The following is a 22,634-nucleotide window of genomic DNA, read 5'->3' as shown; positions in this document are numbered from 1 at the left end:
AAAAATGAGGGGGCATGCGGAAAAGGTCAAGTCACCTATCGATCTTGTGATTTTAGCAAATGATATTTTTGACTTATGAACAGATGGATTTTTTTACTCAGCCTGTCGCTATCCAGCCTCCTTTTTTCATGCGCTGATACGGGCTCGGAACTCCCCGATCCTCCAGTTTCATCCGTCAAATACTATCAGGCATCAGATTTTGTGCTTGGGGTTGATCTCTCTTATACCGATCAAATCATGGATCATGGCGGCTACTTTCAGCAAGACGAGCAGTCCGCAGATCCTTTTCACATGCTTAAAGCAAAAGGAGCCAATCTTGCCCGTTTTCGGTTGTGGCACCACCCTGCATGGGTACGTGATATTTACGGGGCGCAGTCCCCACTTTACAGTGGTTTCGATGCCGTGAAAAGTGGCATCAGGAAAGCGAAGGCGGAAGGGATGGCCGTTAATCTTGATTTTCATTATTCTGATACCTGGGCAGACCCTGAACGACAGGAAGTCCCTGAAGCGTGGGCAAAAATTACTTCGCTTGCGGTACTTTCTGATTCCGTTTATCAATATATTTATCAGGTGCTGAACCAGTTGGCCAAAGCGGATTTACTGCCTGAAATGGTGCAGATCGGCAATGAAACCAACTGCGGAATGCTTTCTTCGGCACCTCATGCTGATTTCCCAAAACTGAACGTTTGTGATGGTAACTGGCAACAGGCGGGCGAGCTGATCAGGGCGGGTATTCGTGCCGTACGGCAGATCGATCAGCAATATGGTCAGCATACCAAAATCATGCTGCATGTCGCTGATCCGCAGCATTTAGACTGGTGGTTTGGGCATATCATGTCGCAGGGGAAAGTGGCGGATTTTGACCTCATTGGGGTGAGTTATTATCCGCTATGGCATAGAGCGGTCCCTTTTTCTGAGATGGGCGATTACCTGAAAAATATCAGCAACAAGTACCAGAAACAGGTGCTCATTACTGAAGTGGGCTACCCCTTTACCACCGCTTCTAACGATGCCTATACCAACCTTTTTGGTGGGCAGCCCCCTGTGCAGGGCTACCCTTTTACGGTGGATGGGCAACACAGGCTGCTGCAGGATTTGGCGCAACAATTACGGGACGCTCATTTGGCAGGGATGATTTACTGGGAGCCTACCTGGATTTCCTCTGACCTTAAAGACCAATGGGGACAGGGGTCTTCTTATGAGAATTGTACATTTTTTGACTACCAGCATCAGCTGCTTCCTACAGCCGACTATTTACATTACAACTACGATCGACCTTAAAAATGAGATTGCGTAAAGTACATCATGTGCACGCATCTTGGAAAATGAAATATCAACCATTTTTTTACTGACCAATGATTAAAAAGTTTACCTACCTGCTCGCCATGACCTGTATGGTCTGGGGGTGTCAGCCTAATGAAAAACCAATGGAACAGCAAAGCCCGAACAAAACGGGACTGGGCGATCAATATCAGCCTCACCCTTATGTGGAACTGAAGCATCCTGAATGGAGCAAGGATGCGGCCATTTATCAGATTAATACCCGACAATTTACCGAAGAAGGCACCTTTGCCGCCGCACAAAAGCAGCTGCCAAGACTCAAAGCCCTCGGGGTTGATATTCTGTGGCTGATGCCCATTCATGAAATTGGGGAGAAAAACCGCAAAGGAAGCCTCGGGAGTCCGTATTCGGTGAAGGATTATTACAGCGTGAATCCCGAATTTGGCAACATGCAGGACCTGAAGAATTTTGTGCAGGCGGCCCACCAACAGGGGATGTATGTTATTCTCGATTGGGTGGCCAACCATACCGCCTGGGACAATGCGCTGGTGAGTGAGCATCCCGAATGGTATGATAAGGACCATAATGGCGATTTCCGACCGACACCCTGGTGGGACTGGTCGGATATTATCGACCTGGATTATCACCATGCGGCAGTGCGCAAGTACATGACAGACGCTTTGGTTTACTGGGTGAAGGAGGCCGATATTGACGGTTACCGTTGCGATGTGGCGGGCTTCGTGCCTGTCGAATTTTGGAATAATGCAAGAAAGGAACTCGACGCCCTGAAGCCTGTATTTATGCTTGCGGAATGGGAATCAAGGGATTTGCATAAAGCGGCATTTGATATGACTTATGCGTGGTCGTGGAATGAGGCGGTGCACAAAATATGCATGGGGCAGGCCGACGTCAATGCCCTTTATATTTATTACTCATGGAACGAAAGTGCATTTCCTGCCAACAGTATGCGCATGACCTTTGTGTCGAATCACGATAAAAATGCCTGGGAAGGCACCATGTACGAACAGTTCGGCGATGGACTTGAGGCGGCAATTGCACTTTCTGTAGTGGGCGAGGGAATGCCATTGATTTATAATGGACAGGAAGCAGGAAATGCCAAGCGACTGGAATTTTTTGAAAAAGACCCAATCAAATGGCAAGCCCATCCGATTGGTACGCTGTATCAAAAGTTGTTCAGACTGATGAAGGAAAACACGGCACTTTGGCATGCCCACTGGGGAAGCACGATGATTAAGGTCCCGAACAACCACGGCAATGAGGTGCTGAGTTTTGTACGCCAAAATGAAAAAGATAAGGTGTTTGCTGTTTTCAACTTTTCAGCAAAAACGCAGGAAGTGGAATTTTCAGACAATCTGTTTGAAGGGGACTATACTGATTTTGATCTTCAGGACAAGGTAACTTTCGAGGCCGCGAGCAAGTTGAAGCTGAAGCCCTGGTCCTATAAAATTTATGTGAAGTAATACCACAGCAACAGCAGGCAAAAGTGCGATGATGCGCATATTGCCTGCTTTTTTCTTTTGATGATCCTTGTTGGTGGAGGCTTGCAAAAAGCATCCACAGCACTTATCTTACAATAAATACCATCTGATTTTATGGAAAATAAACCTCTTTCTGTTGTGATGCTTGGCGCATCGGGCGCTGTTGGCGGGCAGGCACTCGGAGCCCTGCTCGAAATGTCGAATATTGCTAAAATTACCCTGCTTGGCAGGCGGACAATTCCTGGAATTACTTCTGAATATGCAGCTATCGAGCAGCACGTGGTGGATATTCATCAGGTAGATTCCTATTCAAGATTACTCAACGGGCACGATGTGGCCATTTGTACATTGGGGGTCGGTGAACCTTCAAAAATGAATAGAGAAGATTTTGTAAAGATTGATAAAACCGCCGTGGCAGATTTTGGGCAGGCCTGTAAACAGGCAGGTATTGAGCACTTTGAGCTGCTTTCTTCAGTAGGGGCCGATGCCGCATCTTCCTCATTTTACCTGCGCACAAAAGGGGAGCTGAACAATTACCTGAAAGGCTTAATTTTTAAGCGGTTGAGTATTTTTCAGCCTTCGATGATCCTCACGCCTACCAACCGATATGGCATCACGCAGGCCATTGTGCTGAAGCTGTGGCCAATGATTAACCCAATGTTGATTGCAGGAATGAGCAAATACAAAGGAGTGAAGGTCGAAGATCTTGGCCGTGCCATGGCCCTGAATGTTTTTCACCCCTATCAAAAAGTGGAGGAGTTGCACTATGCAGATTTTCAGAAAATCCTGCGCATGAGAAGCGCCTTGTATTAAGCAGCAGCCTAAGGCTTACTACCCGGAAATAACGCACACTTTTAAACATCACACTTGAATGAAAACTTTTGAAGAAAGGCTAAAAGGTGGACATCCAAACTCACTGGGAAATACCGTCGAAATCGTTGATGAAGTATTAGCGGAAAATGGACTTTTCGCCGAGCTGTTTAATTGTTATTTCAGTAACGACGAGCTTGTTCGGCTGAGAACATCCAATGCAATGAAAAGAATTTGCAAAGAAAAAAAAGCGATTCTGGTGCCCTACCTTGATCGATTTTTGACCGAAATATCTGTCATTGATCAAGCTTCTACACAATGGACTTTAGCTCAGCTGTTCGGTATGCTGGAAAAAGAAATGACCGAAAATCAAATAGGTCAAGCAAAAAAAATCATGAAGAACAATCTGGCCCATCATCACGACTGGATTGTGCTCAACCAAACCATGGATACGCTGACAAAATGGGCGAAAAAAGATGCGGAATTAAGCCAATGGATCAGACCTCATTTGGAAAGATTAGCCACTGACAAAAGAAAGTCCGTTGCTGGCAGAGCGAAAAAAATGATGGAAAAACTAACAACGTAAAGCGACTGTTTTAACAATACTATTACATGATGCTGGAGGTTGGGAAAAGCGCTTGGCCCTACTCGGCTATGCACTAAAATCCTATTGGATAGGTGGTGTGTTTTATGAACTATTTAGCCAAATCGCGCGCCCTAAACCAAATAAGGTGAAGTCAGTGAAAAACGCAATGATTGAACAAAAGGAGTGTGGACCTTTGAAGGAGGCTTAACGGCGCACACCAATTTCACCCTAAAAATAAAGTCGCCAGCTTTATAAATGTTCCTTGATCTTCTTGTGCTCTTTGTTTTGAACATTTCGTTGATCATGGAAACATCTAAAAGTATATGAAGCTACTCCAGCAAGAAGCCATCAACCAGCTACCAAAAAGGGAGCGAATTAAACTGATCAATGCCATTACGGGCATCAAACCAGCGAACCTCATTGGCACAGTAGACGCCGAGGGTCAGGAAAATCTGGCCATTATCAGTTCCGTCGTGCATCTCGGCAGTTCCCCACCATTGATCGGCTATATTTCGCGCCCACAGACGGTCGAACGGCACACTTTTGCCAATATCCAGTCGCAGGGTTATTATTCGATAAATCATATTCCTGAAAAGCTAACGGAACAGGCTCACCAGACCAGTGGGAAGTATGCACAGGGCGTATCGGAGTTTGAGGCCTGCGGTATTAGCCCCGAATATCTGGGTGACTTTCCCGCGCCGTTTGTGGCAAAAAGCCCTCTGAAAATTGGCATGAAGCTACGCGAGATCTTGCCCATTCCCATCAATGGTACCGTGATGATCATCGGTGAGGTACAGCAGGTGGCCTATCAGCAGGAAGCCATGCAGCAGGATGGCGAACTGAACCTTTCGACTTTGCAGACGGTTGGCATCTCGGGCCTGAACAGTTATTACCGACTGGAAAAGCTGGCGCAGTATCCGCAGGTAAAACTCGACGAAGCCCCCCAAAACAATTCCTGATCTTACCCTCATGAGCATGAAAACTTACGCCATCGTTTTTCCGCATCAGTTATTTGAAGAGTCGCCCCTGCTGCAGGAGTGCACCAACTTTATTCTGGTGGAAGAGTACTTGTTTTTCAGACAATACCGATTCCATCAGCAGAAACTGGTTTTTCATCGGGCAAGCATGAAGTTTTATGAAGATTACCTGAAAAAGCAATCCAAAGGGGTGCAGTATATTGAGGCCACAGACTCCCTGAGCGATGTCCGACAGCTGGTGCAGCACCTCAAAAATGAGGGAATCGCCGCTTTGCATTATATTGATCCTGTAGATGACTGGCTATCGTCACGGTTCAACAAATATGCTGAACGGGCTTCCATGAAACTGACCAAATATGAATCGCCAGGTTTCCTTACTTCCGAGCAGGATATTGAGGCCTTTTTCGCCAAGGAGAAAAAGCGGTATCTGCACCACGACTTTTATCAGCAACAGCGCAAGCGGATGAACATCCTGATGACAGATGCAGGAGAACCCGAAGGGGGGCAGTGGAGCTTCGATGAGAAAAACCGAAAGAAATATCCCAAGGGTAAAACGCCTCCCGTGATTCATTATCCGCCGAGTGATCAGTACCATCAGGAGGCGCTGACTTATGTCAGAAATAATTTTGACCATGAGCCGAAAGTCATGACCGACAAGGCCCTCTATCCGAATACTTTCTGGGACAGTAAGAACTGGTGGAAACAGTTTCTGGACTTTCGTTTTGCGGAGTTTGGTCCTTATGAGGACGCTATTGTTGAAGAGGCTGATATTTTGCACCATTCCGTGATTACACCGATGCTTAACGTGGGGCTGCTCACCCCTGCCTACATTGTGCAGTCGGTGATTGAATATGGGCGTGACAATGGCGTCAGGCTGTCCACCGTTGAGGGATTTATTCGGCAGGTGATCGGCTGGCGGGAGTTTATTCGGGGGATGTATGTGCACCATGGCCGACAGATGCGCACCACCAACTTTTGGGGCTTTGAAAAGAAGCTTCCCTCAGCACTCTACCATGGGGCTACGGGGATTCCTCCCGTGGATGAAACGATCAAGAAATTACTCAAAACAGGTTACCTGCACCATATTGAACGCCTGATGATCTTAGGCAATTTTATGTTGCTGTGTGAGTATGCCCCCAGCCAAATTTATCGCTGGTTTATGGAACTTTCTGTAGATGGCTATGATTGGGTGATGGTGCCCAATGTGTATGGCATGAGCCAGTTTGCTGACGGTGGACTGATGGCGACCAAGCCTTATATCAGCAGCAGTAATTACATCAAAAAAATGAGCGACTACGAAGGGGGAGTATGGGAGGAAACCTGGGATGCCCTGTTTTGGCGATTCATGTATGTGCACCGCGATTATTTTGAAAATAACCCCAGGATGAAAATGCTTCTGTGGAATCTGGACAAAAAATCTGAAGAAGAGCGCAACGAACACATCCACCGTGCGGAAGATTTTATCAACCATCTGAATAGCCATAAGTATTGATTAAAGATATTTAAATATTTTTAAAATGCTATTTTTGATTATATTTGTAATACATACACCTAACGTTTGACTTATGAAAATATTTGGAAGTTTAATGATTGGGCTGATCCTTTTGTTGGCACCTGCCAAAAAAGTCAGCCTCGACTCACTTTTGACCACCAATAATGTGGTGCTAATTTTTGAGGGAAAACATGCTGACAAAGTGCAGACCCAACTGAAGCGCTTTGAACAACAACGGGAAAACCTGAAACAAAATAACGTTTTACTCTTTGTGGTAGGTCGGCAGGAAGTAAAAGCCTGGAATTCAGAGATGGTACTTGATCATTCTCCAAAAAATATGCACAAACGATACAACCTCCCGCAAGGTGAATTTCGCGTTTACCTGCTCGACAAAAAAGGAAAAGTCCGCATGAAAGCAACCGAGCCCTTCCACCCGGAATCCCTGCTGGCCATGTTCGAATAGTCCGCAAAAAATATCAATTTAATGAAAGAAACCAAGGAGCTGTAAGCTCCTTTTTTGTGGGCAAAAAGTCCTGCACAGCACCAAACTTTGAGGAGTCAGTATGCCACAGTCAAGGAGGGTTTCCTTGAATCTATTGTCTGAGCCAGGAATCTTTATATCGAATTTGATGAACCGGCAACACCTCAGGGCGGCATGCCAAAACTTTATAAAGCTATTGTTAAATCCTTGAAAGTGCCGCAATACTTGAAAAGGGAGGGCTTAATTCCTAAGACTTTTGTTACCTTTGTGGTTACAGAAAACGGCAAGGTGGAGCAATTTCAAATGTTAAAAGGTGCACCGGAAATTGCGCAACAGATGGGGCAGAAGGTGCTCCACAGTTCCTGGCAGGCTGCCCGATGTAATGGTCAACCGGTAGCAACCAAGGTCGTTTTGCCTTTAGTGATCTGTTTTTAATTTTTTCTATTTTATTATTTCAAATTCTTCATGCATCCTGTCATCATAGGTTTTATTGTCGTTATTGGTTTAATCAGTTATAAAGGGCTGGAAGATCAGTTGTTTTTCGGTAAGTATAAATTCAATATTTATCAGATCCTTGAAGGCAAACAATATTTAAGGATGGTTTCTTCAGGCTTTCTGCATGGCAGCTGGACACACCTTATCTTTAACCTGATTGCTTTTGCCTCTTTCGGAGAGATTGTTCTGTTGACCTATGGTTTAAATTGGTTTATTCAGCTGTTCTTCCTCAGCTTGCTTGCCGGTAACTTTCTGTCCTTGTTTCTTCACAAAGATGAGCCTAATTACAGTGCTATCGGTGCATCAGGGGCGGTTAGTGGCTTGGTTTTTTCAGCCATCATTATTGCGCCTTCCTCTTCTATTTATGTTTTCTTTATTCCCTATGGATTTCCTGCATGGTTTGTCGGGACGATCTTTGTCATTTATTCCATTTATGGGCTCAAGCGTAATCTTGGTAATATCGGACACGATGCCCACCTCGGTGGTGCGATCATGGGCCTTATCCTTTCGGCCTACATTCAGCCGCAATCACTCGTAGATAAATGGTGGGTTTATTTGCTTTTGGGTGTGCCAAGCATCGGGTTTCTGCTGATGTTGATCAAAAATCCCCGATACCTATTTTAGTCGGCAAGGTCAGTGCTCAGTGGATTTTCTTCAAATTTACAAATCTTAAGTTTTTAAAAATCTCTTCAGTGTATTTTAGCGGAAACCATAATATACGATGAAGAATTTTTTGATTTTACTCCTCAGCCTTTACGCCCCAAGTGCCCTGGCGCAGTGGGTGGCGATTAACCCTGGTGCTGGCGGACAGGTGCAGGATGTAGTTTGTGACCCCAAGCTGGAAGGCGTGCTTTATCTGGCTTCGGATATGGAAGGCGTGTATAAAAGTACCGATAATGGGGAAAGCTGGAGGATCACCGGCAGGCAACTCCACAACAGAACCTATGCCGTAGCCATCTCGCCAGAGGATTCCGAACGGTTGTATATTGGCACTTTAAATGGCATCAGCAGCTCATCTGACGGTGGGAAAACCTATCAGTTTATCGATCAATCTTTCGGAAATACATTTGCTGAAATTGCGGTGAGTCCGCATAATGCTCAGCAGGTGATTGCCGGGGTAGGCTGGCGTGATGATTATGATTTTCTGAAAAAAATTCCCGCAGTAAAGCAGGGCATTCCAAGAATTCTTATTTCCGAGGATGGAGGTCAAAACTGGGAATGGATAGTGGTGGACCATGTGCCTGTAGCCGATCGTAATATCAGTCGAATCTTCTTTCACCCGCAGCAGGAATCGGTCGTTTTTCTTTCCACCTATTCGGCTAATTATCGCTCTGATGACCACGGCAGGAGCTGGTACCGATTGCCGGGGCTGAATACTGAAAAGCAAATTCGGGGACTCGATATATCACCAGATGGCCGGTATTTGGTCACCATTTTCGCAGATCAGCGGAAGGTGGGACAACCTTATTGGGCCGCCGTTGACAATGTGGCTTGGTTGCCAATGGGCGAGATTCCTGAAGATAAATTTTGGTATCCCGAGTTTGATCAGCGGGTAGGGGAGCAGTATCAGCTTTTGCTGAGCTTGGAAGGAAGCCGCAGGGGACTGTATAAAGGAACCTTCGGTGCTGAAAATTCCCCTTCTACCACCACCTATGAAATCATCTGGAAGGGCCTTTCAGGTTTTGATACCGGCTGGGATTATGCCGAGCCCAATCCTCGTTTTGCGCATTTCACCCCTCCATCGTGGTCGCCAGCTGTTTGGTCGACAACCAACCAGACGATTTTCTGTGCACAACAGAACAATGGGCAATATCAGTGGGAAAACAGGTATGCTATTCCCAATGATCAGCAAATGGTAAAACATGCGGGCAAATCCTTCCCCACTTATCGGAGTCGTGGAACGGAGAGTACCTATACTTATGATGTTGCTGCGCATGAAAATTACGTGATTCAGGGGCAGGGGGATAATGGGATGGTCGAAAGCTGGGATGGCGGAGAGCACTGGTCGAATATGAGCCACCGTACCGACAGTGTTAATTATTCGGATGTGCAGGCCATTGCCCTGACGCATTTGAATGATGTGCCAACGGTATTGATTCAAGCAACGGCAGGTTATGGCGGAAGGGCCAAGGATGGGCGGCTTTTAATGAAAAAGCTGGTGCATCACTCGCCCGAAGACCAATGGCAAATGTTGGGCGGAGGGCCGGAGCATTTACTGGGCTTGCCTGATGGCGTCTTTCGGGAACTGACCATGGACCCTACAAATCCGCATCGGTTGTATTTGCATGTTTATGGGCACGGAGTTTATATGATTGATGATCTGAATGAAGCGATCCGGAATCCGAAATATCAGGCAGTAAAAATCTCCAACGGGGTGATGGAGCAAGTGGTGGCCACAAAAAAAATGACTATCGATCCACTGAAACCCAATGAACTTTATTTAACGGGAACCCGGGGAAACGAAGGCCTTTTTCGTGGGGTGAAACAGGCGGATCAGTCGTGGTCGTGGGAGAAATTATTTGATGGTGGAGGCTGGGATTCTGAGGTTTTCGCCTGGGAACATCAGGGGCAGAGTTTCATTGCCTACGGCGGAAAGGACGAGCATCAAAATGCAGATTATGTATTCAAAATCAGTAGGGATCATGGGGCAAGCTGGCAGGTGGTTTTCAGTAAAGCACAAGCACAGGCTTTAAGTGGAGAGCGGCATGCGCATTGGTTTAAACACGCACAGGGGCAATTTGCCTTTGAGTTCCGAGGAGGGTTGATTGCAGAGAAAAATACGCTGTATGTCAATTATTTTTCCCACAAATTTCAAAATAGCTACGGCATTTACCGTGGCACATTCAATGGCGAAAAATGGCTCTGGGAGGACATTACGGCCGATCTTCATTATCCTGGAATAACCAGCGCTTTTATTGACCGGTCAGGTACAGTAGGGAAATTGCTGATTTCCACCTGTGGTACAGGATCCTGGTATTTGCCCCTGGATCAGCCAAAATAGGCAACCTTTAGTCCGTTAAATATCAGGATTGAGTTTGGTTGAAAGCGATACACAGCAATGGCACGGTCGGACAATCATCATCTGATGTTATCAAAATTTTATTTGGTCGGTGTATGGCTGACCTAATGTCATTACGTTTAGAACGTTACCCTGTAGAGCCGTTATTTTTAACGTTTAACACAACGCTGATTTCCCTTAGATTTATTCAAATTGTTATCGGAGACATAAGGAATTATACCTTTACATGCATTTTAAATTCACGCCTGAATCACCCCAAAATCCTTAACCCAATGACATTGGGTGCATCCGTATGTCAGCATAATATTTTGTGTCAAGAATCAAAGCATTGAGTTGTGAAACAGCCCCCTAAAAGCGAAAAGCAAAGCCAGAGTTGATCAGCCCTTTATAGCCGAAGCCCAGTTCAATAAATCCGGCAAAATCATAACCGAAGCGAAGACCTACAGGACTGACCTGGAAGTTCATATAGCTGTCGGTGCCATCTTCAAAGCCGTCCATATTGCCATCATACTGGGAGTGATGAATGGTCAATCCGAGACTGGTGCTGCCGTACATCTGAAACCAGCGGGCGGTCAGGTATTGGTAGGATGCCCCGACGCCAATGGTGTAGAAAGTGTTTTCAATCTTATCGTCAGGGGTGCCATTAATCAGAATCCGTTCGTCTATGCGCTGAAAAGTGGCATCGGCAAATAATTGCAGCTGTGGACGCAGGGTGTATTTATAGGTCAGGCTTACCGACGGTGATTCTGCTTCTTGCCGATAGCTGACCTCCCCGATGGTCAGAGCAGAAACAACGATATTATTGGTGATGTCCAGAATATCGTTGGAACTCACGGCCCCAATGGCAATATGTGTTTCGTGAGTGCCGGCTTCCTGTGCCTGCACCTGTAGGCCGCCAAACAGCAGGAGCAATAAAATTCCGTATTTGATCATGGTCATTGAAATGGTTTCTTAACCATAATGACTTTTTTGGCCGGTCATTGTTTTCCTTTCAGAAAAATGTCGGGAGCACCGTTACTCCTCAATATCATAGTTCCTGAAAGAGATGGTCATTTTGGCCTTGAATACCAGTTTTTTCTGTTGCAACCAAGAAAATAGCAAGTAGGTTGCCAGGGTCATTGCCCAGGCGGGCAAGGTTACGAAGAAGTAAAAATCAAGGTGCATATAATAGTAAATCATGTACCCACAGGCCACACCGGAAAACCAGGCGCCCATTACCGCCGGATTAATGTAAAGGGTTTCTTTTTGTGCAAGTTCCTGCTTTAGTTTTAGCTTCGGAAATAGGTATAAATCGGCAATTACAATCGCCCCTACAGGCGCGGCAATCAGCGCGATAATGCCCAGAACCTGATCGAGTTTGGTGACAAAAATAGGGAAGCAAGCGATGATGGTCGTCACGGCACCGATAATAAAAGTTACTTTCCATCGTCTGAACATGGGCAGAAAAGCATGGAAGGCCATGCCGGCCCTATACATGGAAGGAATAGCGGTGGTTCCGCCTGCAATAGCCACGCAAATTGCCCCGGTAATGCCTGCGCCGAGGTAGGCGATTTCTGCTGCTGAAGGGTTATAAATGCCATTCATGATGACGTTGGCACAGAGGATTCCGGAGGCGATCCACGCCATTAAATGTCCTGTGTACATGGCAAAAGCAGACAGAAATCCATAGGAAGATCTTTTGGCATAACGAAAGATGGTCATGTCTGAAAGGCCAAGGTGCATGGTACTGTTACACAGCCAGGCAAAGAATAAAATGTGCCAAAAAGTATATTTTGAATAACCTTCAATAGGAACTCCTGTCCATATTTTTTCATTAGCAACACTCCAGAAATCAGATAATTTACTGACGCCCAAAGAGGGAAGGGTGGCGATGGCCGACCCTATAATTATCATCGGAATCCAGGGGGCAAATATCTTTGCAAATCGCGCGATGCGGTCGAAGCCAAATGCGGCGATATAGATAATGATGAAACTGATTCCAATGACCAGCAATACCCATAACGGGCTCGAAGGATAGAGGTCCTGAATACCAGGGCTTTCAACATTGAAGATCAGCCCCAAAGCGGAAGCGGAAACCATCAGCATTAAGGCCGTGGTAATACAAAATGACAGCCCGATGATTAAGTTATAAATACTCACCAGCCCAAGTCCGCTGATTTTTTCAAGTTGATAAAATACCGTATGACGTGTTTTGGTGGCCGCAGGAGCACAGATGAGCGCCCAACTCAGCGAGGCGAGTAGATTACCAAACAGCAGACCCAAGAATACATCTATCGTGGAAGCACCGTGTAAGACAAACAGCGGACCAATGACAAACTCCGTACCGGCAATATGTTCGCTGGTCATGATGCCCAAAAAATTGGACGCACTTTTCAGCTTCTGTTGCGGTACTTTGCTTTGCTCAAATTCATCAACACGACTTATGCGCTTTCCTACTTGTAATCCTCTCATCATTTTGGCATTTTGTGTATGTCAATTTAAGGCTATTGTGTTATAAATTTCTATTCTTTTATAATATTAAAGAGGTAAAAAAAAGAGCTTTGAAATAAAGCTCTTCTTGAAATGTAGAGGGTATTAGTTGTAATTGTTGCTATGCGACAAACTGCGCCTTCTGTGCTTTGATGCGATATTGGCGTGGGGTCATGCCCGTGTGTTTTTTGAAATTTACATAAAACACAGATTCTGAGCGGAATCCGCTGTCCACGGCAATGGCAAAATTGGTCAGGGATTTCTCCTGATCGTTGGCCAGAATATTTTGAGCGTGTTTGATTCGGTGTTCGTTAATAAACTCACTGAACGATTTCCCGAGGTGATCATTAAGAAGACGGGAGAGCAGATAATATTGAATTTCCAGCCTTTCTGCCAACACTTTCTCATTCAGCTCTGTTTCCAGGTGAATTTTTTCCTCAGCAATCAGCTTTTCCAGTTTGGCGATATAATGGTTCATCAGCGAATTATCCTCGGAAGATTCCTTCTCTGATTTTATCGCAATGGTATTTCCTGACAAGGTTTTTGGGAATTTTAAAGCAAAAAACAGGGTCAGTAAAATAATGCTGCTGTTAAACATGATGTAATTTACCTGCACAATATTCCAGATATACTGGTTCACTGCTTTTCCCACAAAAGGAACAATGGCACCTCGGTAAATGAGTTGTAGGGTCGCTACATAAAGGGTAATCCCCAGGAAGGCCACCAACAGTTTAGGCCATACCAAATCTTCTTTTTGCTTGGCTTCCGCCTGATCGTTCATGATCTTCAATTTGGTGTGTGCTTTATAGATCGCTATTCCTTTCCAGAATACAATAGCGGTCAGCAGGATCATGTGAAAAGGACTCCCAATAAAAGAAGGAAATTCAATGCCAAAAAATAGGATGAATAAGCCCGAGAGCACAAAGCCTGCTGCGGCAGGAATAAAATACCAAATTTGCTTATTGGTTACCTTCTCCCCAAAGAGTGAAGAAATATACCATAAAACCAAACCCGGCAGTAAGAGGTCAAGCACATCAGTAAAAACCATCAGCTCAGGGAGCTGAAATTTTAAATCTGTAAATCGAAATAGGTACTGCAGCAGGGTGTTAACCGCCATGGTACCGAATATGCTTGAGAGGATCAAATTTACTTGTGTGCGTTTGACAATTGCAATTGCAACTCCCATAATTGCACACTGCATAAATGACCAAAAAAATAAAGCGTCCGTCATAGAACTAAGGTTTGTGAGGGGTTTAGTAAAAATTTTCGAATAGAAAAAGATTTAAAAAATGAAGTATCTCTTTTGCAATATCAATAACGAAATAAATAATAATCAGCTTAAAAAACAATTAATGGATGTCTTTTAAAGTGAAATCTTTGGATTTCGTAATTTATTGAAAATACTCAATTATCCGCTTTTTGTGGCTATGCGCCCTCTTATTTATCCTCCTGATTTTCTTTTCCACAGAAAATACCTTGCTTAATTCTTCCTTAGAGCGCTTTCCTTTTTCTCGTGAAATAATTATTTCGCTCTAATTTTTAAAATCAAAAGCCATCATAACAATTTTTGTCCGACCTTCAATTTAAGCAACAGCCACAGCTTTGGCGGGTGTTGTCGTTAGTGAAGGCTTTAATTTTTTTATCGAGATGTTAACAATAAAAGAGTACAACGATAAGGTTTTAGGCGGTTGGATGGGCAAATGTGCCGGAGGGATTCTCGGCGCACCTATTGAAGGCTATAAATGCTTCAATGAAATTCCACTGAGTGACGAACTTTTTGAAACCAATTTTTGTAATGACGACCTGGATCTTCAGATTCTCTGGCTCGACATGGTGCTGAAAAAAGGGAATAAAATTCGCCCTTCAGATTTCCGTGAGCATTGGAAAAATCATGTGGATTTTCCATGGAATGAGTATGGTATTGCCACCCGTAACATTCGGGTAGGTCTGGACCACCCAGATACCGGATCGCATAACAACACCTATTGGAATGCCTCGATGGGCTCGCCAATTCGTAGCGAGCTTTGGGGAATGCTGTGTGCCGGGAACCCGGAGAAAGCAGCTTATTTTGCCAGAATGGATTCGCGATTGGACCATTGTGGTTTTTCTGATGATGCGGAAGCTTATCAGGCCGCTTGTGAGGCGATCGCTTTTACGATGACGGATATCCCTGCCATTCTTTTGGAAGGACTTAAATATATTGACCAGGATTGTTTGACCTATAAGATGGTTAAAAATGTATTTTCCTGGTATGAGAAATTTGGCGTAGAAGCGACCAAAGGACGCATCAAATCGGCTTATGGCGATGCTGATTTTACTTCTGCACCGATGAATGTGGCCTTTACGGTACTTTCATTGCTCGATTCTAAAGGGGATTTCGATAAATTGATCGAAGCCTTGCATTATGGGCACGATAGCGATTGTATTGTGGCTACTGCCGGATCAATCCTCGGTATTGTTCGTGGTGCCGCGGAAATTCCTGCTCTATGGAAAAAGCGCATTGGCAACGAGTTGATGGTCAGCCCTGAAATTACAGGAATTGACTGTCCAAAAACCATCACTGAACTAACGGACCTGACCTGCAAAGCAGCCCAGTTGTTTCAGGGACCACACACCGTAGTAGATTTTTCTACGGAAGAGAAATTCACTGTTGAAAATGACACCCCTTTTGCGCTGTTCACAAAGGTGTTGGCATTTCCTGATTTTGAAGCTGAGGCCAAAGGAGCAATTGCTGTTCACATTGAAAACCTATCGCCTTCAGCCAAGTCTTTTACTTTTAATATCAGTTCACCCGCATTTCCAACTGTTCAACCTGCAGGTGTAACGATCCAAGAAGACGCATCGGTAGTGGTGAATTTTGAATTTACCATCAATGAGGATTTCCAGCCATTTGCGAGTGCTGTCCCTTATACGGTAGAAGTAACAATGGATGAGCTTTTCAAATTTGAATTTGAGCGCGGCTTGCCGTATTACGGCCAATGGCTGATGATGGGGCCGTTTATGCGTGATGATGCCAGTTTGGCGCCAATGCATAAGCAATATCCCGATCATGGTTTGGCTTCCATGCCATCGGCAACTTACATGAACCACGACTTGCAAAAACCTGCCGAAGACTTTTTGGCAAAGGTGAAAACGCCATGGCATACGCCGGCAATTTTTGAGCAGGATTTTATCGCACAGGTGATTCAGCCTGCAGGTCTTGAAGTGGATCTTAAAAAATATTTCTATGGTATTGGGGAACGTACAGTTTACCTTTCTACAGAAATTTCGTCAGCAACAGCGCTAAAAAAATGGCTCTGTATCGGAACAAGTAACTTTGTTACCGTAAGCCTGAACGGCAAAACGCTTCATCAGAATGAGCAACTCAAGCGCCGTTGGCCTTCCACGGAAATTGTGGAGTTGCCTTTGGAGCAGGGTACCAATACTTTGTTGGTTCGTTTCGATTTTATTAATGATGATTTTAAAGTCAGTTTAGGACTTAAAGAACACCATGACCGCCACCCACACCAAACACAATGGGAAACGGAATTGAATTTCAGCTTACCACAGCAGGTTGTAGAAGCCTATAAGGAGTTGGTGTAAGCTTAAGGTTGATATATTTATGAGGTATAAAAAGGAGGAGTTTCATTACTTCTCCTTTTTTGCATTGAAATTAAAGTGCTTGGTATGGTGACGAACAAAAGACATTTGATGGTCTCGGTTTTTATTGTCGGGACGCTATTAGCCATGATTTTGCTGCCAAGTTTCAGCTTTCTGGAGCAATCGGTGGTGGTGGGGCAATGGGAAGAAAACACTCAGCAACCAACAGTAAGGGCAGCAGTAAATCAAAAGTTTGCCCCGCCAAGCTATGCCTCCCTTTTGCCACTGGCAGATTTATTGCCCGTTTTGAAGGCGGAGCAGGGATTTCGATGGGCAGGCATGGACCTGGATGAGATTTATCCAAATATCTGGGTAAGAACTAAGCAAAAAGCGAATGAGTTCTGTATGGCGATTGAAGATCAGGGCTATACAGATCAGGAGCTGACATCGCTGCTCGGCCAATCTGATGATCAAAAGGCCAATACTTATTGGTTGCAAAATTTACAATGGTCTATTTTCTACCTTACTTGTACCGAAAGAATGCGCGATTCTAAGCAAGTGAAGTATGTAGATCACTTTCTGGCAAATCAATATAAGGGTTTGTGGATTGCAAAAAAGCTGGGGACCTTAATCAAATATGCGCATCGCGAAGCTTGCATCGAAGTGGACCGGCCAGCTTATATTTACAATGACAGAATGGAAGGATTTCGCATGCTCGGTGGTCGGATTTTTGAAAAAGATCAGGGGAAATGGGAAGGCTTTTTTGTTAATTATGGGGAAGAAACCCTAAGGGTAAATCTGCCGGCAGGCCTTCAGGCCTCAGAAGGAGAAGTTTATCAGGCCGCCCTTGATGATCAGAAAAATAATCGAGAGGTGATGTTGAAAACCAATGCCAGGATTGACTTCAATATCTTTTATCTTCCCCCGCACGCCATTGCTTTTTTAAGATAATTGTAAATCAAAGGAGGTAAATATCTTCGATTTTGAAAAAAACTAAAATTAGGAGTCTTTTAAGACTCTTTTTTTTGCGATTTTTTATGCAATTTAAGGTTAAACAATTTTTTGTGCTATTTATTGTGTTTTAGTGCGAATAGGTCATGAAAACCGTGCTTTTAGGAAAGCTAAGTAGGATAAATTAAAGCCTTGGGATTTTTTCTTCGCTTTCTAATTTGTCTTAATTTGAAATCAAACAGAGTTCGGGCGGTACTTTTTACTAAATACCATCATGTTACATCACCTGAGAAGTGATGAATTTTTTTACAACCAACATTTTTAACCTACTCTTATGTTAAAACATTATCTAAACAAACATCTCATCTTGCTGTTTGTGATGCTCATCGGGCTTTCGAGTGCAGCAATCGCACAGAAGATCTCGGGACAAATACTCGATGCCAATGCTACTCCTATCATTGGTGCATCTGTTGTAGAGGCAGGAACTACCAACGGGGTAATTACTGATTTTGAAGGGGCATTCTCTCTTGAACTGACCAATAAAGATGCTAAGATAAAAGTTTCTTTTATCGGTTATGAAAGTCAGGAAATTACAGTAGGTAACCAAAGCTTCATTAAAGTAACACTTACAGAAGATGTTACTGAACTCGAAGAATTGGTCGTGATTGGTTACGGTACACAAAAGAAACAGAATATTACCGGAGCCATCGCATCTATCGACTCGAAAGCGATTGAAGGCCGCCCAGTAGCGGATGTGCAGTCTGCTTTGCAAGGTCAGGTTGCTGGTGTTCAGATTTCTACTGGCGGAACAGGCCCGGGAGCAGAAAGTTCGGTGCGTATTCGTGGTACAGCAAGTATTACAGGTGGTAGCGACCCTTTGTATGTGGTTGATGGATTCATAATGGCCAATGGTGGTGCGTTTACAACGATCAACCCTTCTGATATTGAGTCTATTAACGTGCTGAAAGATGCATCTGCTGCGGCTATTTATGGGGCGCGGGCAGCCAATGGTGTCGTTATTATTACTACCAAAAGAGGTAAAGGCGGAGCTACTCGCTTTAATGTCAATACCTTTATTGGAACACAGGCACCTACACAGACACTGGATTTGCTGAATGCGGAAGAGTACAGAACAATGTACAATATGGCGCGCGATAATGCCGGAAAACCAAGAATTGCTAATTTGGCAGATGAGTCGCAGCCGCTGGAAAATAATACGGACTGGCAAAAAGAAACGCTTCAGAGAGCGCCAATGAAAAACTTCGAATTTTCTGCAGCTGGTGGTTCTGAAAATGCGCATTTCTATACTTCCGTTCGTCATTATGATGAAGCAGGTATGATCAACAATACAGGCTTTGACCGTACATCAATTCGTTTTAATGGCGATGCCCGTACAGGACGTTTTAAAATGGGAGCTTCCTTGTACTTTAGTAATGCCAACTATGATGAGGAATTTAATACTGGTGACAAAGGAATGATGTTTCATGCCATTTCCAATTCACCGGCCATTGCTGTTCGTGATGAAAACAATGTTGGTGGATTTAACGGACCTAAAGCAGCTGATGGATATGTTCAGAAGCTGAACCCCGTAGCGGCAACGGAATTGGTGAGTAACCGCAGGGTGAATAACCGTTTTGTGGGTAATGTTTATGGGGAGTTTGAAATCCTTGAAGGTTTGGTTTACAAAATGAATGGTGGTGCCGATTACAGTGGTACTCACCGGAAAATGTTTGCACCTTATTTTGACCTTGGGAATGGCATTGCAGCAGTAGGATTGCCTAATGGTGCTGAGCTACAGGAATCAAGAGGGGAATTTGCGTCGTGGTTATTTGAAAACACACTGAACTACAAAACAAGTTTCGGAAAACACAGCCTCGGCCTGTTAGCTGGACATTCTGCCATGCACAGCCAATATGGCTCGCAGCATATTACCGTAGTCGGTGGACAGTTAAGCCAGGATTTTCCACAGATCAACGGTTCTGCCAACGTGAATGGTATCCCTCAGGGGTTTTTGGTTCAAGAGCGCACACTTTCTTATATCGGTCGGGCAATTTACGATTATGACGAGAAGTATTTGGCGACCTTTAACTTCCGCCGTGATGGTTCTTCAAAATTCAGCAAAGAAAATTTCTTCGATAATTTCTATTCTGGATCGGTAGGTTGGTTACTCTCTAAAGAAGACTTTTTCAAGAACGATGTCGTGAACTATTTGAAAATCCGTGCCAGTTATGGATTCCTGGGTAACGATAAAATTGATGCCAACGCTACACGTTTTATCATGAACCTAAATTCAAGATATCCTTTCGGTGGCTCAATGGATGTTGGTGTGGCTCCTGGTGATCAACTTGCGAACCAAAACCTGGTTTGGGAAAAGCAGCAACAAATGAATATTGGAGCAGATTTCGCTCTCCTTAAAAATAAGCTGACAGGTACAATTGACTACTTTGTTAAAAACTCCAATGACTTGTTGATCAGCTATAACCTTCCTCGTTCAACCGGTGGAGCGAACATGTTCCTGAATGCAGGTGAAGTACAGAACAAAGGGGTTGAGTTGAGCTTGAATTATACCAACAAAGTTGGCGAGTTAAACTATAATTTTGGGGTTAACGGTACCTACCTTACCAATGAGGTTACTGCCTTGGTGGATGGTGTTTCAGCAATTAACCGTGGCCGAAATGCGATCTTTGGTGATATGAACCGTATCGAGCCAGGCAACTCATTATTTGCCTTTTATGGTTTGGAAACTGATGGTATTTATAAATCACAGGATGAGATCACCAATGGCCCAACACCACTTCAAGGTACAAAGCCTGGAGATTTCCGCTTTAAGGATATCAGTGGTCCTGAAGGAGTGCCTGACGGCAAAATTGATGGCGACGACCGTACTTTTATTGGAGATGGTAATCAGGATTTTGTTTATGGATTTAACCTGGGCTTAAATTACAAGCGATTTGACTTCAGTATGCAATGGCAAGGGGTTCAGGGAAATGATGTTTATTCTACCCTTAAATTTTACAGTCAAGGATATTTCAATGATTTCAACATGACCAAGGATGTGTTGAATGCATGGACACCACAAAACCCTAACAGCGACCAGCCACGCGCAATTCCACACGATCAGTTCAAGGAACGTAACTCTGTTTCTTCTTACTGGATTCAGGATGGTAGCTACCTGAGACTCAAAAATCTTCAGGTGGGTTATTCTTTCAATATGGAAAATGTAGCGTTCTTGAATTCTCTGCGGGTATATGCTGCAGGTCAGAACTTGCTGACTTTCACCAAATATCAAGGATATGACCCTGAGGTGGCATTCTCTGGTATTGAGGGGACAAGAATTTACCCAACAGGCAGAAGCCTCATTGTAGGGGTTCAGGTAGGATTTTAATATTTTTTAATTTAGGACAAATGAAAGTAAGATATATCATCGCCCTTTTTATAGCGGCATTTTTGGTGCAATCCTGCGGCTCTTCCTTTTTGGAAGATGCCAAGGTGCAGAGAGATCTGTTTAAGGAATATTTTTACAAAACAGAAGACGATGCAAAACTGGCAGTAAATGCCATGTATTCTCCTCTTCACTGGTATGGCTTATTCAAAAGACACCGCTACCTTTTGGGGTATATGGCCGGGGATTGTATCCCGACTTCCGGTGCCGGTCAGGTTCAGGCATATCATGAGTTTAAATTTGGACCTTCGGATAATGAGTTGGTTGCTGAGGCCTGGACGACCTGTTATGCGGGTATTGGCCGAGCAAATCTTGTTTTGGAAAGGGTACCCGAAATTCCGTTTGAAGATGAAAAGATTCAACAGCGGTATCTTGCAGAGGCTCACTTCATGCGTGCTTTCTATTACTTTAACCTCGTAAGAATGTATGGCGATGTGCCACTTTATACCCGTTCTTACAGCGGTGACCTGGATGACCCTCTGTTGGTGCCTGAGCGTACTGATGCAAGTGTGATTTATGACCTGATTGAAGAGGATTTATTGAAAGCCAAAGGGATTCTACCTGCGGAATATCCGACTGCAGATATCGGTCGACCAACAAGTGGGGCCGCAACAGGGTACCTGGGGAAAGTATTCCTTTTCAGAAAAAAATATGCGGAAGCGGTAAAGGAATTCAAGGAAATCAAAGATGGCCTTCATGGTATGTATGATTTGGTTCCTTTTGATCAGATTTGGGGAGTAGCCAATAACAATAACAAGGAAAGCATTTTTGAAATTCAGTATTTGGCAGGTTTTGGTACCCCTTGGCCTAACGGCGATAATACAGCAGCGTCAAAATCCAATTGGGTAGCTACGGCGGTATCTCCTGGTTCAGGGAGCTTTGCCAACGCATTGCCTTCTGAAGAAGTGAACGATTTCTTCAATATGTATCCTGAAGAAAACCAGCTGCGCCGTTATTATACCATTGCTCGCTCAGGAGATGTTTGGCAATCCTGGAATCCTATTCGTGAAGACCCTACGGCTGAGGTTGTTATCAGTGAAGACGAAGTGATTGGTGCGCAGTGGAATGCCAGAACGAAAGATAAGCCGTATGGTTATTTTTCAGGAATCAGAAAATTCGCTGAAGGGCCAGACGACCGACGAGGTTTCAACCAGTGCCCGAACAACTATGCACCGATGCGTTATGCTGATGTGCTATTGATGTTGGCAGAAGCGGAGAACGAATTGAACGGACCAACAGCTTTGGCTTATGAGTCGATTAACATGGTTCGTTCAAGAGCACAAGTTGATCCAATTCCTGCGGGCTTGGGTAAAGATGAGTTCTTCGAGAAGGTTGTTGTTGAGCGTCGTCTTGAACTGACTTTCGAGTGGCACCGATTCTTTGATTTGGTACGTTGGATGGATCACCCTAACCGACCAGAAATCGGTAAGGCGGAAAACATGCCAGGTTTCGTAGTGGGTAGAAATGAAGTACTTCCTATTCCACAGAATGAGATTCAAACGAACCCTAACTTGAAGCAGAATAATTATTAATCCATAGAAAAATCCTTTTAA

Annotated in this window: 17 protein-coding genes; 14 read left to right on the top strand and 3 right to left on the bottom strand. The window is 44.3% G+C overall.

Annotation, left to right across the window (positions count from 1 at the left end):
- The first annotated feature begins 75 nt into the window (after positions 1 to 75).
- The 10 genes from AABK40_RS15175 (at position 76) to AABK40_RS15130 (ending at position 10,622) form a co-directional block, all read left to right on the top strand.
- The gene (locus tag AABK40_RS15175; RefSeq protein WP_338398512.1) at positions 76 to 1,281 is read left to right on the top strand and encodes a glycoside hydrolase family 53 protein; all 1,206 of its coding nucleotides are present in this window, start codon (positions 76 to 78) and stop codon (positions 1,279 to 1,281) included.
- 74 nt (positions 1,282 to 1,355) lie between these two features.
- Positions 1,356 to 2,762 (top strand): alpha-amylase family glycosyl hydrolase, encoded by a 1,407-nt coding sequence (locus tag AABK40_RS15170; RefSeq protein ID WP_421953320.1) that lies wholly within the window; start codon positions 1,356 to 1,358, stop codon positions 2,760 to 2,762.
- A gap of 132 nt (positions 2,763 to 2,894) precedes the next feature.
- Positions 2,895 to 3,593 carry an NAD(P)H-binding protein gene (locus tag AABK40_RS15165; RefSeq protein ID WP_338398511.1) on the top strand — a complete coding sequence of 233 codons (699 nt, stop codon included), beginning with the start codon at positions 2,895 to 2,897 and terminating at the stop codon, positions 3,591 to 3,593.
- Between the two features lie 58 nt (positions 3,594 to 3,651).
- Complete coding sequence (locus AABK40_RS15160; protein ID WP_338398510.1) at positions 3,652 to 4,176, top strand: hypothetical protein; 525 nt, start codon at positions 3,652 to 3,654, stop codon at positions 4,174 to 4,176.
- A 323-nt stretch (positions 4,177 to 4,499) separates the two neighbouring features.
- Entirely contained in the window at positions 4,500 to 5,135 is a 636-nt protein-coding gene (locus AABK40_RS15155) for a flavin reductase family protein (RefSeq protein ID WP_332921971.1), read from the top strand.
- A 16-nt stretch (positions 5,136 to 5,151) separates the two neighbouring features.
- On the top strand, positions 5,152 to 6,645 hold the full coding sequence (locus AABK40_RS15150) for a cryptochrome/photolyase family protein (protein WP_338398509.1): 1,494 nt from the start codon (positions 5,152 to 5,154) through the stop codon (positions 6,643 to 6,645).
- 73 nt (positions 6,646 to 6,718) lie between these two features.
- Positions 6,719 to 7,108: a DUF4174 domain-containing protein gene (locus AABK40_RS15145; RefSeq protein WP_332921973.1), complete on the top strand. Its 390-nt coding sequence runs from the start codon at positions 6,719 to 6,721 to the stop codon at positions 7,106 to 7,108.
- 192 nt (positions 7,109 to 7,300) lie between these two features.
- Positions 7,301 to 7,561 (top strand): energy transducer TonB, encoded by a 261-nt coding sequence (locus AABK40_RS15140; RefSeq protein ID WP_338398508.1) that lies wholly within the window; start codon positions 7,301 to 7,303, stop codon positions 7,559 to 7,561.
- Positions 7,562 to 7,591: 30 nt separating this feature from the next.
- Complete coding sequence (locus tag AABK40_RS15135) at positions 7,592 to 8,245, top strand: rhomboid family intramembrane serine protease (protein ID WP_332922810.1); 654 nt, start codon at positions 7,592 to 7,594, stop codon at positions 8,243 to 8,245.
- Positions 8,246 to 8,342: 97 nt separating this feature from the next.
- A complete protein-coding gene (locus AABK40_RS15130) occupies positions 8,343 to 10,622 on the top strand; it encodes a WD40/YVTN/BNR-like repeat-containing protein (protein WP_338398507.1) in 2,280 nt (759 codons plus the stop codon).
- Positions 10,623 to 10,988: 366 nt separating this feature from the next.
- Here AABK40_RS15130 and AABK40_RS15125 read toward each other — a convergent pair whose 3' ends face one another.
- From AABK40_RS15125 to AABK40_RS15115, 3 genes are all read right to left on the bottom strand, one after another.
- Complete coding sequence (locus AABK40_RS15125; RefSeq protein WP_332922812.1) at positions 10,989 to 11,579, bottom strand: hypothetical protein; 591 nt, start codon at positions 11,577 to 11,579, stop codon at positions 10,989 to 10,991.
- Positions 11,580 to 11,654: 75 nt separating this feature from the next.
- Positions 11,655 to 13,094 carry a purine-cytosine permease family protein gene (locus tag AABK40_RS15120; protein WP_338398506.1) on the bottom strand — a complete coding sequence of 480 codons (1,440 nt, stop codon included), beginning with the start codon at positions 13,092 to 13,094 and terminating at the stop codon, positions 11,655 to 11,657.
- A 136-nt stretch (positions 13,095 to 13,230) separates the two neighbouring features.
- A complete protein-coding gene (locus AABK40_RS15115) occupies positions 13,231 to 14,340 on the bottom strand; it encodes an AraC family transcriptional regulator (protein ID WP_332922814.1) in 1,110 nt (369 codons plus the stop codon).
- Between the two features lie 416 nt (positions 14,341 to 14,756).
- On the opposite strand from AABK40_RS15115, the gene AABK40_RS15110 reads away from it, so the two are divergent.
- The 4 genes from AABK40_RS15110 to AABK40_RS15095 all read left to right on the top strand — a co-directional run bounded on the left by AABK40_RS15110 (position 14,757) and on the right by AABK40_RS15095 (position 22,613).
- Positions 14,757 to 16,691, top strand: a complete 1,935-nt coding sequence (locus AABK40_RS15110) for an ADP-ribosylglycohydrolase family protein (protein WP_338398505.1) — start codon at positions 14,757 to 14,759, stop codon at positions 16,689 to 16,691.
- An 84-nt stretch (positions 16,692 to 16,775) separates the two neighbouring features.
- The gene (locus AABK40_RS15105; protein ID WP_338398504.1) at positions 16,776 to 17,639 is read left to right on the top strand and encodes a hypothetical protein; all 864 of its coding nucleotides are present in this window, start codon (positions 16,776 to 16,778) and stop codon (positions 17,637 to 17,639) included.
- Positions 17,640 to 17,973: 334 nt separating this feature from the next.
- Positions 17,974 to 21,024, top strand: coding sequence for a SusC/RagA family TonB-linked outer membrane protein (locus AABK40_RS15100; protein ID WP_338398503.1), 3,051 nt, complete (start codon positions 17,974 to 17,976; stop codon positions 21,022 to 21,024).
- A gap of 20 nt (positions 21,025 to 21,044) precedes the next feature.
- Positions 21,045 to 22,613 carry a RagB/SusD family nutrient uptake outer membrane protein gene (locus AABK40_RS15095; protein ID WP_338398502.1) on the top strand — a complete coding sequence of 523 codons (1,569 nt, stop codon included), beginning with the start codon at positions 21,045 to 21,047 and terminating at the stop codon, positions 22,611 to 22,613.
- The last annotated feature ends 21 nt before the right edge of the window (positions 22,614 to 22,634 follow it).

Source organism: Persicobacter psychrovividus (genome assembly GCF_036492425.1).
Classification (GTDB): Bacteria; Bacteroidota; Bacteroidia; order Cytophagales; family Cyclobacteriaceae; genus Persicobacter; species Persicobacter psychrovividus.
The sequence above is the reverse complement of the archived record's forward strand: the minus strand, read 5'-3'. Positions and strand labels throughout refer to the sequence as shown.